This window comes from Pseudopedobacter beijingensis (assembly GCF_042678145.1).
GTDB lineage: Bacteria > Bacteroidota > Bacteroidia > Sphingobacteriales > Sphingobacteriaceae > Pseudopedobacter > Pseudopedobacter beijingensis.
In genome coordinates this window covers 159,991-177,253 of the sequence record NZ_JBHUDG010000003.1, presented here as the reverse complement: position 1 = coordinate 177,253, position 17,263 = coordinate 159,991, and the positions used below count along the sequence as shown (strand labels likewise).

Below are 17,263 nucleotides of genomic sequence, written 5' to 3'. Positions count from 1 at the left end.
AATTTAAAATTATGAAGAAGTTATTAAGCATGTTATTTACAGCGATCTTATTTACAGCAACACAAGTCTTCTCTCAGGATAATACAAAAAGAATAGAAGCAGAAAACTTTAGTGAGAAAGCAGATGAAATCACCGTAAAACCGGGTGATAAAGGTACCATTATAGGTACTTTTAGTAAGGGTGCATGGGTAAAGTTTGAGAAAGTAAACTTTGAAAAAGGTGCAGAGCAAATTAAATTCAGAGCAGCCAGCGGTTCAGATAATAAGCCCCAATTAGAAATAAGATTAGGTGATGCAAAAGGAAAATTGTTAGGAACTGCTGCTATTGAGAATGAAGGCTGGGGCAAGTTTAAAGAGTATATAGTACAAATACCTAAAACTACAGGCGAACAAACTATTACTATTATTTCTCCCAAAGGAGGGGTAATACTAAACTGGTTTGAGATTAATTAATAACCTTGGCCAGACAGGCAGTGTGCGTTATTTAAACCAGAGAAATTATGGTTAAGACCAAATAGAAATATTACAAGAAATAAAGTACTAACCCAATTATGAAATTAAGAATAGGATTACTGCATATTATCATTTTTATGATACATGCAAACATACTTCATGCAAATCCCTATTCGTATAATAATAATGCGAATAAGGATTTAAAAAAAACGGTCAATAGGCAAAAACAGACCGTTATAAGTGGAGAAATAAAAGATACCAATGGAGAACCGCTACCTGGCGTTGGTATTAATGTTAAGGGAACACAAATCAGAGTCAATTCTGATGTAAATGGTAAGTATTCCATACGTGTGGCAGGAAATGAATCTATATTGGTATTCAGTTATATAGGTTTTTCTACTATTGAGCGTAAAGTAGGTAACAATAAGATACTGAATGTAACTTTAAATGAGACAGCCAGAGATTTGGATGAGGTAGTGGTGGTAGGCTATGGCCGACAAAAACGCAGCGAATTGACTGGAGCAATATCTTCTATAAAAGCGGAGGATTTGGATGAATTTGCCGGCGGCTCATTAAACACCAGTATGCAAGGTAAAATATCCGGATTGAGTATTACAACAAACTCAGGTGAGCCGGGTGCCAATGCATCCATAACATTAAGGGGAGTTTCTTCAATTAATGGCAACAGTTCGCCTTTAGTTATCATAGACGGTATACCGGTAAATAACGATTCTTTTGATTCGTTGGAAGATGGAGCTTCGTTTAGTCCCTTAAATGATATTAATCCTGCAGATATTGAATCTATAGAGGTATTAAAAGATGCGGCAACAGCTTCTATCTATGGGTCAAGGGCAACAAACGGAGTCATTTTAATTACCACGAAATCAGGAGAAGGAAAACCGGCAGAAATAAATGCTTCTGTAAATACTTCTGTGGTTTCTTTAGGGAGAAAATTAGGCGTACTGAATGGACCTCAGTTCAGGCTGGCTTATCAGGATGCTATTTCTAATGCTTCGTCAACCGGATCTAATACCACAAAAGTTTCTGTCATTGATTCTTTGCATCCATGGTATAGGGAAACAGTAAATTGGCAGGATGTAATGTACCGTGATGCCTTGCAATACAAGGTAGATTTAAGCACAAGAGGAAGCTCAAAAGATAAAGCGATAAGTTATTCTGTAAGTGCAGGATACAAAGACTTACAGCCTATAGTTGTTCATACCAGCTATAAGCAATATACAGGCGCAGCCAAGGTAAATTACAAAATATCGCCTAAACTTTCGGGAGTAACCAATTTCAATCTGTCAAATTACACATACGAGCGTATTAATTCAGGAAACTCTGATATAAGTGTTATTCGCAGATATTTGGTTACATTACCTGTTTATAGTCCGTACGATCCTTATACAGGAGAAGTGGTGCCTTTGTTTGAAGGTTCAAAGGTAAATCCATTGGCGCAGGCAATGTATGTTCAGAACGATATAGACCGCTGGCGATTTATGGGAAAACAAGAGTTTACTTATTCGATACTGAAAGATTTGGATTTCAGAACTAATGTTGCTATGGATTATAGTGCTAATACCAGTAACTATTTTATGCCACCTATTTTAAATAGTACCGGATCTGGAAAATCTGTTTTTGCTGTGTATAGTCCGTTAACCAGGAAATCATTGATTAATGAAAATTACCTGACCTGGAATAAGAAAATCAAAAAATCGCATACGGTTAATGTATTGTTAGGACAATCTAATCAATACAATCAAAGTAGATTGTTGAATTTCAGAGGAATTAACTCTATTGATGACAATATGTCTTCTATTGGTGCTACCGGACAGATTACCAATAAATCCGATAAGCAGGAAGAGTACGTATTAAGATCTTATTTCAGTAGGGTAAATTATAATTATAAATCTAAATACTTATTCAGTGCTTTAATGAGAGCTGATGGCTCCTCTAGATTTGGATCAGAAAATAGATGGGGATACTTCCCTTCAGTTTCTGCCGGATGGGTATTTTCTCAGGAAGATTTTATTAAACAAGCTGAGATATTGTACTCAGGTAAGTTGAGGTTAAGTTATGGTGTTACAGGGAATCAGGAAATAGGAAATTACTCTACCCGGGCCTTATACAATTTTGCAAATACTACCTACGATAGTAATGTCGCTATTACTACTTTTAGTGCAGCCAATCCAAATTTGAAATGGGAAACTACCAAACAATTTAATATCGGAACAGATTTAAGTTTCTTAAAAGGAAGATTGAATATCACAGGTGATTATTATATTAAAAACTCATCGGATTTACTATTCAACGTTCAGGTGCCGTCACAGATAGGTTATAGCACAATACCTTATAATTTTGGAAGTATAAGTAATAAAGGATTTGATATGCAGGTAGAAGGTATCCTGATAAATGACAAAACATTTAAATGGACAACCAACTTTACGTTTGGGTTGAACCGCAACAAAGTAACTTCTTTGCCTGATAATGAGGACTATTTAGCGAATGCTTATTCTTTGGCCCGTGTAGGACAGCCGGTAGGTGTTTTTTACGGATATAAAGCATTGGGAGTATATGCCCGTGATGAGGATAATGTATATACAGTTGATGGTGGTGGAAATGTGATTCCTTACAAAAAAGGATCAGCTACCGGAAAAATTTATAAAGGTGGCGATGTGATTTATCAGGATTTGAATGGTGATGGAATCATTAATGATGAGGATCTGCAGATTATAGGTGATCCAACTCCTGATTTTTTTGGTGGTTGGCAAAATAAGTTCAGTTACAAACGATTGACGCTGACTGCATTTATTAACTATTCTATTGGAGGAGATATATTAAACCAATTGAAAAGAGGAATAGATGGTAATCAATTTGATGTGAATTTTACTACGGATCAGTTGCGCAGGTGGAGAAATCAGGGAGATGTAACGGATGTGCCAATACTGGTAAAAGGAGATCCTATGGAGAATTATGCGGTATCATCAAGATTTATTGAGGACGGATCATTCATTAGATTACAAAATCTAGCCCTTTCTTATCAGTTTAATGCAAAGCAATTAAAGAAAATCAACATTAAGGGATTGAATGTGGGAATAAGTGCACAAAATCTAATGACTTTTGGAAGCTATAGTGGGTATGATCCTGAAATAAGTACGGGCTCTAGTCCTTTTGGTTTTGGCGTTGATAACGGCTCCTTCCCTAAATCTAAGTTTTACAGTTTGTCGTTAAATGTTAAATTATAAAGATGGAGACAAATATGAAAAGAATATCAAAAACAATAATTGGTGCTTTCTTAATGATAGGCTTGGTGGTGTCTTCATGTAAGAAACTGGATACTTATCCTATTACTTCTTATGGTAATAATAATTTCTGGAAGCATCCCAGCCATGCCGATGGGGCACTAAACGGAGCTTACACTTTGTTACAAGGTGCGTTGAATACCGAATTTATTTATTACGGTGAAGCAAGGGCAGATTTGATATCACTTAATCTGGAAAATAATGTGCAGTCGATAAATGTAGCAAATAACAGACTGGATGTCAATATGGCGTTTGCAGATTGGGGTAACTTGTATAAGGTGGTACAACAGGTAAACCTGATCATTAAACATATGCCCGTTATGCTTAAGGATAATGTGTTTCAGGAATCTAATACAAGTAGTTACAATAATTATAAACGAATACTAGGACAAGCTTACGGATTACGGGCACTTTGTTATTTTTATATGATTAGAGTTTGGGGAGAAGTACCTTTAGTAACCGAACCGGTAGAAGTGGTAGAAAATATCAATGATTTTAAAACACCACGTACACCGATGTTAGAAATTCATAACCAAATTATACTGGATCTGCAAACCGCCAGAAACCTTTTGAATAGTTATGAGGATTATAATAGTAAATTAACCCGTTCGCAAATTACGAGAGGAGCAATTGATGCTTTATTTACAGATTTCTATTTATGGATAGGAGATGCTGGAAAAGCTATAGCTTCAGCTGATAATCTGGTTACCGACACGGGAGAACCAAAAAATGCATCGGTTTATGGATACGCGACCTTAGCAGGAACTACTGCTGCCGAGAGATATACTTCTGACTATGCCAAAATGTTTACAGAGGGTTATTCTAAAGAAAGCATATTTGAAATAGCTTTCAATATGGATGAAAACTCTACTTCCAGTATATATGGTATATATGGAGAAAGCAGTTTGTCACAGTTTAAAGCAAGTAATATTATAGTGAACAAAATTTCATCGTCAGACCTTAGAAGAGATATTGTTTTTAATACCGGAACTACAAAAAGTTATGTTTATAAATTTTTTGAAAAATCTGGTTTCGACAGAACTACCATGAATGATAAGAATGTGATCATTTATCGTCTTGCTGATATCTGCTTACTGAAAGCAGAAGCTTTAATGAAGAGAGCTAATAGTGGAGATAGAGATAAAGCACTGATATTGCTTAATAAAATCAAATTGAGGGCGGGATTAGTCGCAATACCTGCAGGTGATTTTGCATTAATGTCTAATACAGAGGTCATAGATGAAATATTGTGGGAAAGAGCTAGAGAATTGTGTTTTGAGGGTAAAAGGTGGTTCGATTTGGTTAGAAATAACAAAGTTATAGAGCTTATGCCTGATAAGTATAGCGATCCCAGGAACTTTGTTTGGCCAATTAACCTCAAAATAATCAGACAAAATCCCAATATCATACAAAATGAATATTATAAATAAATGGTCATGAAGAAATTTGGAAATAATTTTTTGAAAGTTCTGGTAATATCTCTTATTGTGACCTTGGTGGGTTGCGAGAAATTTAAATTACTGAAGGATGAAGATATGGATAATGTATCTGCAGGTGCAAATACAAAAAATATTACTTTTACTGAATTCCTTAAATCCAATAATTATCAACAGGATGATAGGTATAGTGTCCTGAAACAATATGCAAAAGCTGTTAAAAAGGCAGGTCTGGAACCTTTGCTTGACGAAGCAGATAAAAGCTTCACAATAGTAGCTTTTACAGATGCTGCTATGAATTTATTTATAACGACAAGTGGTTATACAAGTATTGATGATGTTCCGAATGAGGTTTTAAAACATCTTATTTTGAACAATATCATAGAAGACGGAAAGTTTCAGGTAATAGATTTTGCGGAAAATGAGGATGTTGGGTTTAAATCTCTTACAGGAGACAGTATCTTTTTTAAGCGGGAGCCTATAGCATCTAATCCTTATGTGCTGAAAATAAATTCAGTTAGCAGATATGCATCTGCAAGTGCAACAATCAGATCACGGGATCTGCCCTACAAAAATGCAATAGCGCATGTTTCCAATACAATAACGTTCACAAAAAAGAGCGAAGCAACAATAGATAATCCACCAGCTGATTTGCCAACTTCTAAAGATACCCTTTATGTATCTAAAGACGCTGTGCTGTTATTTGCTGCAAATGTAAGTGGTTACTCTGTGTCTAATGCTACGGGACCTGACGCCTTTCAAACCAAGACCGCAACACCTACAGTTACTCGAAGGCTTTATCTGCAATTCCCTATCAGACAGCCTAAGTTTACAGCCAGAGTTGGCGTGGCTACTTTGAAAATGTTTCACATAAGAACTGCTAATGGAGTCGGAGAAAGTCAGATTGATGTTTTTGCTGATGGGAAAACTGATTGGTTTGAAAATACAACCTCCTTTGCTGATTTACCGATAATGGGACCAAAAATATCAGAATTTAAGATACCATCATCTGGTGCTACTAATACCTGGTTTGGTACTACTATTTCTTCTCCAGTCATAGATGCGATTGAGAGTGGAGAAACGTTTATTAATATTGGCGTATTTAATATATCTAATTCAAATGTCTATTTTGGACATAAGGAATACACTGGTAATACAGATAAAAAGGCATTTATTGTATTGGAGAGTACACCTCCCCCTGTTATAGGAAATGTAAATGTAAATGTTGTACAAGTTAATCTGTCTGATTTTTATAAAATCATCACAAAGCAGAATATATCCTCTACAGGGACCAGTGATAAAAATATCAAATATATAATCACCGAAGTTCCCAAATATGGGACAGTTATGTGTAATGGGATTCCTTTGAAAAAAGGAAGCGTATTTACACAACATCAGCTGAGTCAGAATGTGGTGAAATATTTATGTAATTCCGAAGCAACAGCTGGTTCAGATGAAGTGAAAATAGAAGTGCAGGATTACACCGGCGGGTATTATCCAGATATTATAACACTGCCTATTCAAATTAACTAAGTATAAAGGACTTCCGTAAAACACGGAAGTCCATTTTATTATAAACCAATTCTTATATAAGATGTATAAACTTATACTGGTATTTTTATGTCTTTTTGTTAGTGCTTTTGTAAAGGCACAAGAACAAAGTTTTCTTCCAATAGCAGATGTCTCTGTTTATGAAGGGAGTATAACGACAAATTATGGCGCTGCAGATATATTGGTAAAGCACCGAAATGGGAATAGTGTTACTCGTTTTGGTTATTTAAAATTCAATATATCAGCCTTTAATCTTACTGCAGCAGGTAAAGTAACTTTAAAGCTTTACTGCCGCACCAAAGAAACAGAAACATCACCGGTAAATGTGAATGTTTATGCGGTAAAAGATAATGATGTGAGCTGGACAGAAAGTGGTCTCAACTGGAATAATAAGCCAGCATTAGCTAATCAGCTTTCTAGTGTAACTGTAGAAGAGTCTGGAAAATATTATGAATGGGATGTCACCGCTTATATCCAGCAACTAATTAATAATAATATCAATGAAGTTTCTTTTGTATTGGCCGATATTGCCGACGGAAACAATACGTTGACTTTCAATTCCAAAGAAAATACACAGAATAAACCCCAATTGATAATCGGCGAGCAACCGGAGGCCAATCAGTATAACTCAGTTTACTATGTAGATGCCGATAATGGACTAGATAGCAATGATGGACTTTCAGAAAATACTCCGTGGAAAAGTCTTTCAAAAGTAAATGGAATTAAATTTTTACCGGGAACAAAAATCCTGTTTAAATCAGGCGGAATATGGGTTGGGCAGCTAAAACCAAAAGGTTCTGGTTCGGCATCTATGCCTATTATCATAGACAAATACGGTACAGGTGCAAAACCACTTATCGATGGCAACGGGCTGGAAGGAGAAGGTGTGGTTTACCTTTACAATCAGTCTTACTGGGAAATAAATAATCTGGAAATTACCAATAACGCGGCAACAGAAGGCGACCGGCGGGGCGTGGAGATCAATCTGGCAAATTACGGAACGGCAGAACATATCCACCTGAAAAACCTGTACATCCACCATATAAAAGGATTAATAGGGCATGATTTGGCGCACAAAAAAACGGCAGGTATTTTTATAGGCGTAAGCGCTGATAATCTGGTAGATACCCGCTATAATAACATCCTGATAGAAAACTGCATTATCCATGATATACAAAATCAGGGAATAGTAACCAAATCGGTATCGGAAAATATTTACCCCGGAGAACCCGATTTTGAAAGAAGAAGGTTTACCAATGTCATTATCAGGAACAATATCCTGCATCATATATCCAAAAACGCCATGATTATCAGAATGACAGATGGCGGATTGGTAGAACGTAACCTGTGTTATGAAACAGCGATTGGAGATGGTATTACACCTATCACCGGAAACACCATTTTTTCAAGAACAGTACGCGGAACGGTTTTCCAATATAACGAAGGCTTTTTAAACCGCTCGCCGGATTACGACGGCAGCCTTTACGACCCCGATTTGATAAGCCCGGGAACTATCTGGCAATACAGCTACAGCCACGATAATGCGCATGGTTTGGTATGGTTCTGCACCGACCCGAGAGATACAGGCGTAGTGGTTCGTTACAATATCAGCCAGAATGACAAGGGAAGACTGGTTTATATTAACTACGCTTTCACAAGTGCCTCTGTTTATAACAATGTATTTTATGTGGGCGAAAATGTGTCGCCGGTTATTATTGAAGAAAACAGGAATAACGACCACAATTACAAATACTACAACAATATTGTTTACAATAACAGCAGTACGTCGGCTTATAAGCTGGCAACATCGGGCAGCGGAGTACAGGTAAGAGATTTCAGCCATAATATTTTCTATGGCAATCATCCGGCAGGAGAACCGGCAGACCCTTATAAAATTACAGCAGACCCTATGTTTATCAATCACGGAAGCGGAGGAACAGGTTTAACCACATTGGACGGATATAAACTGAAACCCGGCTCACCGGCTCTGGGAGCAGGAAAAATAGTGTCGGACAATGGCGGAAAAGATTTTTACGGAAATCCGGTATCATCATCAACAGCGCCTAACATAGGGGTATATAACGGAGAAGGGCAAACTTCCATGGTAAATCCCAATTTCCATTTGTATTTGCTGATTGGGCAGTCTAATATGGCGGGTCGCGGAGTTGTTGCAGGAGAGCATACATACAGAAGTCATCCCAGAGTTTTAATGCTGAATGCCGAAGGAGAATGGGTAAATGTAAAACACCCTATTCATTTTGATAAATCTGCCGCCGGAGTAGGTTTGGGAATGGAGTTTGCCATAGAAATGGCAAATGATAATCCTGATGTTACCATAGGATTAATCCCCGCCGCTGTAGGCGGAACGGCGATTACTGCATGGTCTCCCGGTGCAACAGATGTAGCCACCGGATTAAAACCTTATGATGATGCTGTTTCGAGAACACATACGGCTTTACAAAAAGGCGTGTTGAAAGGGATATTGTTCCATCAGGGAGAAGCGAACAGTGGAAGCACCAATCCTTCAACGTGGATAACAAGAGTAAAAGAGCTGGCAAACAATTTAAGAACAGAGTTTAACACGCCCAATATTCCTTTTATAGTAGGAGAATTGGGTTATTTCAGGGCGACGTCACCTAATATCAATAATATATTACCAAAACTGATTTCAGAAATTCCCCAATCGGATTTCGTATCAGCAGAAGGATTAACGGATATAGGAGACGAAACACATTTCGATAGCTATTCTCTGGATATTTTAGGCAGGCGATATGCTGCAAAAATGCAGCAATTACAGAATGCGTCTGCAATAACAACATTTACATCCGGAAACCTCACAGTTTTAAGGGCCGGTGATGGCACAAGGGCAAATGGCACAGGAGCACAACGGCTGTTTATAGACGAATATACACCGGGCGGAAACTTTTTAAGAACCGTAGCCCTGCCCACAAGGGAAACAGTTACTGGAACAAACAAAGCGCTGGTAGCTCCCGATTTAAACAGCAACTATGGTTTGATGACGCTGTCAAACGATTCAAGCCGTCTTGTGATTCCCGGATATGAAGCAGGTTTAGGCGATTCGGGCGTATCAACAGGTTCGGGAGAAAGGGTGATAGGTTTTGTAAATGCGGATGGCGACATTGATACAAAGTACACTATTGATATGGGCAGCAATAATTTACGGAGCGCCACAGCTGATGATGATAATGTTTGGGCAATTGGTACCAGTTTGGGAGTAAGGTATATGGATATAACAAATCCTGCCACATCAACAATATCAGGAAGTCCCGGCTCTCCAAGAGGGATAGGTGTTTTTAACGGACAGTTGTACGTATCTTCGAGTGCATCAGGATATTATTTATATAAAGTAGGAGCGGGTTTGCCAACTACAACGGGGCAGTCAGCAACTTTACTTCCCGGTATGCCTGCAACGGCAGGAGACCCTTACCAGTTTGCTTTCTTTAATACCGAAGGGAATACTGAGCCTGATTTATTGTACATAGCCGATAATACATTAGGTTTACGTAAATTTTGGTATAACGGAAGCGTTTGGCAAGACAAAGGATCCGCTGCGCTTTCCGGGTTAAGAGGTCTCATCGGAAAATATTCAGCAACAGAAGGAACCGTTTTATATGGAGTAACCAATACTACGTTAATCAAATTCGAAGATAGCTCTGCTCCGGCAGCAAATATAGCCGTTACACAAACGGTATTAAATACGGCATTAACAAATACCACTTTTAAGGGGATTGCTTTTGCACCGGAAAAAGAAACATCAGAAGAAGAAACTACTCCTGTAAATCTCCTTTCATTTACTACCGAATTGCGAAATAATAAGGTTCGCTTGCAATGGAGTACAGCTTCGGAGCAGAACAACGCAAGGTTTGATATACTGCGTTCATCAAACGGTAAATCTTTCAGCAGGATAAATTCTGTAGAGGGTTATGGCAACAGTACAAAAACGCAGTATTATGTTTATACGGATGAATCATCAGTTCCGGGAATAAATTATTACAAGCTGAATCAAGTAGATTTTGACGGTAAGATGAAGGAATACGGTCCTGTTACTGTAAATACAGTTCAATTCAGCCCGGAGTTTAAGATTTACCGGGCGGATGATAAAATTTATGTACAGGCATATTCTTCGGATGAAAATCAAGGCGTTTTAGTGATAACAGACATTGCAGGGAGGGAATTGTTCAGGAGGAATGTCGGGTTGATTTCGGGATATAATAGTTTTTCGGTTGATTTTAATGCCATACCGAAGGGAATATATCTTGCCCGTTTACAAACGCAGGCTAAAACTCTGACTGCTAAATTTGTAAATTAGGCGGGTTAGCCTGTTTGCGTCCTTCTGACCGTAGGGAAGAATCCCACATGCAGGGTGTCTTTATGGTGAGATGCCTGCCTGACCGGCGAGGCAGGCTTCCTTGCGTCAGCATGACGGTAGCTTTTAGGGAACATCATCTTTAACTTAACGCTAATACGAAAGCGTTCGGGATTAAGATGATGCACTTTAATTCATGACCCTGTTAACGTTTGAAATAAGTTACTTTTGATGATATAAAGTTTGAAACATGTTGAAGAACATCACAACAATTACACTACTGATTTTTACAGCTTTTGTATCTACAGCAAGAGCAACTACCCCAAAACCTGTAGCCTATATAAATAATCAGCCTATAGAAGCTGCGGAGCTAAAGCGTGAGATGCTGCGCTACAGATCTGTAATATACAGTGAATATGCGGCGACTTATAATCTGGCGGAAGTAAAAGATTTCTGGAATAAAGAATTTAAAGGAATAAAGCCAATAGATTTGTTGAGGAACAGAGCATTAAAAGCGTTAACAGAAATAAAAGTACAGCAACAGTTGCTGGAAGAACAAAATTTATGGCCCTATAAAAATTATGGCGAATTGCAGACCGCATTGCAGCAGGAAAACGAACAGCGGCAACAGAAAGTACAGCGACAAGAAATCATCTACGGTCCTGTTGTTTACACCGAACAGGTATTTTTTGATTATAAATTCAGCAATGCGCTAATTCCTCTGAAACGCTACCTCACCGGAACTAAGATCCCTGTGACCGACAGCCTGTTACTGAACCACTATACCTTGTTGAGAAAAGAAGGAATATATTCTGAAAGAAAAACGTTTAATAATTTAAAAAAACAGGTACAGGACAATTATATAGAAAGAGAATATGAAAAACTAGTTGCAGCTATGGTAAAAGAGGCTAGGGTGATAACGATTGATAGTTATCACAGCTTAAAGATATAACTTTGTTTAACTTGATGTTTGGCCAACCACAAACAGATTACAAACACATATCAATAAGTTTTTGCGTTATTTGATTTTTGCAGTAAAGGGACACATTGGTAATGCCCAGTTATTAAAAACATTCACAGGGCCATAATTTTTATATGCATATCGTAAATATTCTGCTTTTTTTACCTGTGGGCAGGTTAGTTGTATGGCTGTGGTATTATTTATAAATAATGCATCTGCTGTATGAAACTTTTTATCAGCTCCTGCCAGTTCAAAGCCAGTTAAAGCGCCGTCGCTGTGTAATCCTCTGATTGCATAATCAAATTCAAGAATTACTTTTTCATCTTTTATTCTGACAGATTTATACATCGGGCCACTAAATGGTATTTCAGTTTTGCCATAAGTTTTTGCTAATGCCTGCAATGCTAATCTGCTTCCTACTACGTCTTTTTGAGGGGGATGTATACAAGTAGGATGGCCTATATCAGCTGTTACCGCCATACCGCTATTTGGAATTGTTTCTAGAGACTCTAATTGCGCCTGTCTTAAGTGGGCGGCTTCTAAACTATCCGGATGACTATAATTATATGGCGCTATTTGCACATAGTAGAATGGTAAACTTTCAGATTTCCATAAACTTCTCCATGATTGAACCATAGCCGGGAACAATCTACTGTATAAAATAGGATTTTGCCTGTTAGATTCACCCTGATACCATAAAAAACCTTTGATAGTATAATTGGTTAGAGGATTTACCATACTGTTAAAAATTAGCGTAGGTTCTGGTCTTGGGTTTTTAATTTCTTTAATGTCTTTCTTAAGAACTTGCAGTGAAACTTCCGGAAACTGAGTTTGGAGTGTTTCTTTATCCATCCAAGCTTCAATTTGAGACCCTCCCCAACTGGAAACAATGATTGCAACAGGCACATTTAAGCTTGTTTGCAAATGTTTAGCAAAGAAGTAAGCTACAGCGCTACAATCTGCCAGTGTAGCTGAGGAAGCATTTCGCCAATTACCTTTACATTCTTTCTCTGTTTTGTTATTGAATTTTCGTTCTACATTAAAAAACCGAATGTTATCGGTTTCCTTGGCGGTTGTTATTGCATTAAGGGCATTATATATTGGTTGCCCCATATATCCGCTTAAAGGCATATCCATGTTTGATTGTCCTGAGCAAAACCAAACTTCACCAATGAGTATGTTTTTTAAGATAATGGTACTGCCATCAGAAATATTTATAGAGTAAGGCCCTCCGGCTGTTGGAGTTTCAATTTGTGTAAACCATTCTCCATCCTGATTAGTAGAAGTAACGTATTTTCTTTTATCCCATGAAGGAATGACAATTACTTTCCCTCTTTTATCGGACTCTCCCCATATTTTAACGGAAGATTTTTGTTGTAATACCATGTTGTCTCCCAATAATGCAGGGAGCTTTACCTTTGCGTTTGATGTAAGAGTAAAGAATATAGCGGTAGCAAATAAGCAAAGAAATGTTTTCATTAAATTACTTTAAACTGTGTTAACCTTATTCTGGATTGTGTTGTTCTAAACCCGAACCAACCAGATGTGTATGGACTATCATCATTAAAATCAATGAGTAAATTTCCATCAATAAAGTACTTTACATTTCCTTTTTTACATTCAATTTTGATATCGTACCAATGGTTCGGTTTCAGCAAATGCTGTTCATCTATAAATTCTGTGATAATGGCAGGTTTCAAATTTTGTTTTTCGAAAGCATCAAAATCGCCACTGTATTTTCTAAAACGCGTTGTTGTATTGTTGTTTCCTCCATAACCTAAATAATACATTTTTAGGCTGTAGTAGCGTTCGAATATTCCATTTCGCCACTTGCTTCGTTCAAATATATCATTTGGGAAAAGCGGGTCTGTTGCCATCCAAAAACAATTAAGATCGCTTAACCGATCCCCAACTATACCTTCTTCCATTACACAGGCTTTGTAGCTAATTTCAATATCTCCTGAAAGCTTTTCGTTTCGCCATAAAGTAAATCCTCCCGGAGCTCTTATCTCTAAAGTATCTCCAAAATGCTTTATCTGATTATTTAAGCTGTCGACAGCCTCAATAGTCCAGTATTTTGAAAAAGATGCAGAATCTAATCCGGAAATAAACTCCCGCTTAGTATTGTTTCTGCAGGATGAGAATAAGAGGAGAAATAAATAAGTAACCCATTGATGGCTCATAAATAAATTTACGATAATTTATTTTAAAATATAGAAGGTGTCCAAAAAAGCCTAAATTGTAACATTGAGCTTGTCGAAATGCTCAGTCCTGACAAAAGGCGGTACTTTTTGGACACTCCCTTGTGATTTTTATCTATTCATAACCAAACTCATATCATCTATATAGGGTTGCTGATTTCCATTTCTTACCCATGATATATAGACTTCTGTTTTTCCTGCAGGTACGGTAAAAGTATAAGAGACTTGCTTAAATTCATCTACACTACTTGGCGTACCTCCAGAAGCTTCGGTATGTCCAAAAGTAATTTCTCCGTTTAAAGGGTTTGTTAATGATGCCACATCTGCAACATTCTGTACGGCTCCTAATCTTATGTTTCCGGTTTGTACAAAACTGGCGTTATTAGCCGGCGTTTTGTACCAGAAAGAAAAAGTATATGATTTTCCTGAAGTTAGTCCACTTAGTTTCCTCCAAAACCAATCCACGGAAGTTGTTGTTTCATTGGCTCTCATTCTTACAAAAAGGTATGATTTTCCTGTTCTGATCACAGGACTTACACCTGCAACAACTCTTACAGCTGTTCCGCTTCCACCAAATCTGCCAATACCAGATGTAGCCGAACCACCCCATTCCCCACGAGGTGGCCATGATTGATTTGTTGTAATCAATTCGAAACTGTAATCCTCCTCAGGAGTGTCTAATAGATTTATACCTCCGTCTGCTTCTGTTTTTTGAACAACCTGTATGGTTCTGGTTAAAGTGCCGGCGGTTATCGATACAGTTCCGGTACGGGAAGATGTTCCTTCATTATTTGCTATGGAAATTTTCACAGTTCCGTCTTCTAAACCCGAGTTTGCTCCATCAAAGGTTATCCAGTCTGCATCGCTGGAAGCAGTCCATTGCATGTTACATATAAATGCAATTGATTTTGAATTATTTTGGTAATCTACGTTTATAGGACCTTGGGTGGTAATAGTCAATTGAGGAGTAGCGGTATCTCTGTACTGCTGTTCTACTAAAATAGTTTTGGTAATATCTCCGGCAATCATGGTTATGGTTGCAGATCTCTCTTCACCTGATTCATTTCTGGAAACAAGTGCTTTAAATGTGCCACTCTGACTACCTGTCGTTCCGTCCGGGAAAGATATCCAATCTGCATTGGAAGAAACGCTCCAATCCATGTTAGATAAAAACTCAACTTCTAAAGTATTGCCATAAGTACTTACTTCAGAAAAACCAGATGTTTTTACATAAAGTGTAGGTTTATTTACCAACTCTTCCTTCTTATCACAAGCTTGTAATAGAATTAGAAACATCATCAGGGAAGCTATTTTACCTGTATTCTTTTTCATGTTTTCCCTTGATTTGTTCAATAAATTTCGTTTCATATTTAGGTTATTATGAATAATGATTTAATTAACAGATGCAGAAAAAAATCTGGTGAAGCCCAGTAAGTCCATGTAAGCTGTTTCTCTATTGAATCGTCCTGAATTAATAAGAGCTTTTACAGGTGCACTATTCGGGAAGTATCTTAATCCTAATTCGTACATGCCCGGATTATCGCCCGCTTTTGTCATTCTATCTGTCTCTCCGCAATAAAAACCAGATTTTATACAAGAATCCATCTCACGATAGAAATCGCTGTAGTACTCAAACGGGAATAGTAGATTTTCGCCTGTTGGAGCAGTATAAGCAAATAGGTCGATGCCATTATTATGGCACATTCTTGCTACTGTTGTTAATAGAGTTTGTGTAAGGTGCGCATATTGCAAACCCCTTACTGGACCTGTTTTATGGCGATATCTGTCGTAGATTTCTCCTCTTGCAGGTGGAGCAGCGTTAGGGTTTTCTCTTTCGCAGGGTTGGTCTCCGGGCATGAATATACATCCCTGAATTAACTCGTACATGTCTCTTGGGTTGCTTGGAGAGTTTAACGCATACTGAATCATAGCCTCGTCTTCAGTAACAAAGCCTAACATCATGATCCCCATGGTATGAGCTACCAGGTGATTTTGATAATATTGCTTATTAAAGTAATCGTTGTTTTCCCATAGTTGAATGCTCGCCAGCGCTTCTGTATAAAGTATGCCAAACCAATCTAAAATAATTGTTTTGGTTTGTTCATCCATAATATCTTCCTCTACAAGCATATCATAAGCACAAAGCATAGGAAACATTCCTCTGGTTAGGTACATGCTGTTCCCCGCATTAGATACATATTGAATTCCTTTACATTTGATTGCCCACTCTTTTATAATTTCTATAGACTTTTGGGCGTATTTTTTATCGCCTGTAAACCAATATGCCATTGCTAAATCTCTTGAATATGAAGCGGGAATATAACTTGCACTGATAAAATCTGCGGGATTAGTTCCTGTGTACGGGTTTGTTATATAGTTTAAAGCGGTATTACAGCGGTTCATTAAATTGTTATATGTTGTTGTAATACTGGGCGATGTATTATTATTGATCTTTGTTTTTAAATCCAACAATTCCTGGGCGGTGTATAAAATAGATGGGTGCTTGAAATCCATTGCTACAGATTTTGCCATTTGTGTTACTTCTATTATTGTTGGCACCCCTTTCACATTAACGGTTAATTTTCCGATACGTAAAGAACCCTCATTTCTTAAAGCATTAATTTTAATAATAGCATTTCCTTTTCCCTCGGTTGGGCTTAAAAACGTAATCCAGGATACATCAGAAGAGATGTTCCATGAAGCATCGGCAACAAACTTTACGCTTTTTTCTCCTCCTTCAAATCCTACCTCCATCACTTTTCCGGATATTAGAGATATTTCTGAGCTGCCAGTATCAGCATCTTTTTTAGTACAACTAACAGACTGATAGAGTACCAGCAACATAACGATTAATTTCGCGTTCATCTTAACTTGCTTTTTCATGACTTTTAATTTTTTGGTCAAATTGGTATCCTTTAAGAGTATTGCTCTGTATAAGGATAAACAGCATTTGTAAATTAGTTTATAATGGTTACCAAGTTCAAAAGTAGCTTATGCAAATGGCTTTAATACATTATAATCGTACATAAGATT

10 protein-coding genes are annotated in these 17,263 nt (G+C 37.5%); 6 read left to right on the top strand and 4 right to left on the bottom strand.

What is annotated here, in order from left to right:
• Positions 1-11 precede the first annotated feature (11 nt).
• From ACFSAH_RS02685 to ACFSAH_RS02660, 6 genes are all read left to right on the top strand, one after another.
• Positions 12-452 (top strand): carbohydrate-binding protein, encoded by a 441-nt coding sequence (locus tag ACFSAH_RS02685; protein ID WP_379661150.1) that lies wholly within the window; start codon positions 12-14, stop codon positions 450-452.
• 98 nt (positions 453-550) lie between these two features.
• A complete protein-coding gene (locus tag ACFSAH_RS02680) occupies positions 551-3,697 on the top strand; it encodes a SusC/RagA family TonB-linked outer membrane protein (protein ID WP_379661149.1) in 3,147 nt (1,048 codons plus the stop codon).
• Positions 3,698-3,711: 14 nt separating this feature from the next.
• A complete protein-coding gene (locus ACFSAH_RS02675; protein ID WP_379661148.1) occupies positions 3,712-5,184 on the top strand; it encodes a RagB/SusD family nutrient uptake outer membrane protein in 1,473 nt (490 codons plus the stop codon).
• Positions 5,185-5,190: 6 nt separating this feature from the next.
• Entirely contained in the window at positions 5,191-6,723 is a 1,533-nt protein-coding gene (locus ACFSAH_RS02670) for a cadherin-like domain-containing protein (protein ID WP_379661147.1), read from the top strand.
• 61 nt (positions 6,724-6,784) lie between these two features.
• Positions 6,785-11,071: a sialate O-acetylesterase gene (locus tag ACFSAH_RS02665; RefSeq protein WP_379661146.1), complete on the top strand. Its 4,287-nt coding sequence runs from the start codon at positions 6,785-6,787 to the stop codon at positions 11,069-11,071.
• A gap of 247 nt (positions 11,072-11,318) precedes the next feature.
• Positions 11,319-12,020, top strand: a complete 702-nt coding sequence (locus ACFSAH_RS02660; protein ID WP_379661145.1) for a hypothetical protein — start codon at positions 11,319-11,321, stop codon at positions 12,018-12,020.
• A gap of 66 nt (positions 12,021-12,086) precedes the next feature.
• Here ACFSAH_RS02660 and ACFSAH_RS02655 read toward each other — a convergent pair whose 3' ends face one another.
• The 4 genes from ACFSAH_RS02655 to ACFSAH_RS02640 form a co-directional block, all read right to left on the bottom strand.
• On the bottom strand, positions 12,087-13,508 hold the full coding sequence (locus tag ACFSAH_RS02655) for a sialate O-acetylesterase (protein WP_379661144.1): 1,422 nt from the start codon (positions 13,506-13,508) through the stop codon (positions 12,087-12,089).
• The gene (locus tag ACFSAH_RS02650) at positions 13,508-14,212 is read right to left on the bottom strand and encodes a DUF6250 domain-containing protein (RefSeq protein ID WP_379661143.1); all 705 of its coding nucleotides are present in this window, start codon (positions 14,210-14,212) and stop codon (positions 13,508-13,510) included. The genes ACFSAH_RS02655 and ACFSAH_RS02650 overlap by 1 nt, the downstream gene beginning before the upstream one ends.
• Positions 14,213-14,341: 129 nt before the next feature.
• Positions 14,342-15,562: a BACON domain-containing protein gene (locus ACFSAH_RS02645; protein ID WP_379661142.1), complete on the bottom strand. Its 1,221-nt coding sequence runs from the start codon at positions 15,560-15,562 to the stop codon at positions 14,342-14,344.
• 60 nt (positions 15,563-15,622) lie between these two features.
• Positions 15,623-17,113 (bottom strand): alginate lyase family protein, encoded by a 1,491-nt coding sequence (locus ACFSAH_RS02640; protein WP_379661141.1) that lies wholly within the window; start codon positions 17,111-17,113, stop codon positions 15,623-15,625.
• Positions 17,114-17,263: the final 150 nt, after the last annotated feature.

Bases quoted from the DNA above. Each gene is read 5' to 3' on its own strand.
- ACFSAH_RS02650 (WP_379661143.1), bottom strand. From the start codon at position 14,212: ATGAGCCATCAATGGGTTACTTATTTATTTCTCCTCTTATTCTCATCC.
- ACFSAH_RS02680 (WP_379661149.1), top strand. From the start codon at position 551: ATGAAATTAAGAATAGGATTACTGCATATTATCATTTTTATGATACAT.
- ACFSAH_RS02660 (WP_379661145.1), top strand. From the start codon at position 11,319: ATGTTGAAGAACATCACAACAATTACACTACTGATTTTTACAGCTTTT.
- ACFSAH_RS02645 (WP_379661142.1), bottom strand. From the start codon at position 15,562: ATGAAAAAGAATACAGGTAAAATAGCTTCCCTGATGATGTTTCTAATT.
- ACFSAH_RS02675 (WP_379661148.1), top strand. From the start codon at position 3,712: ATGAAAAGAATATCAAAAACAATAATTGGTGCTTTCTTAATGATAGGC.
- ACFSAH_RS02655 (WP_379661144.1), bottom strand. From the start codon at position 13,508: ATGAAAACATTTCTTTGCTTATTTGCTACCGCTATATTCTTTACTCTT.
- ACFSAH_RS02685 (WP_379661150.1), top strand. From the start codon at position 12: ATGAAGAAGTTATTAAGCATGTTATTTACAGCGATCTTATTTACAGCA.
- ACFSAH_RS02665 (WP_379661146.1), top strand. From the start codon at position 6,785: ATGTATAAACTTATACTGGTATTTTTATGTCTTTTTGTTAGTGCTTTT.
- ACFSAH_RS02640 (WP_379661141.1), bottom strand. From the start codon at position 17,113: ATGAAAAAGCAAGTTAAGATGAACGCGAAATTAATCGTTATGTTGCTG.
- ACFSAH_RS02670 (WP_379661147.1), top strand. From the start codon at position 5,191: ATGAAGAAATTTGGAAATAATTTTTTGAAAGTTCTGGTAATATCTCTT.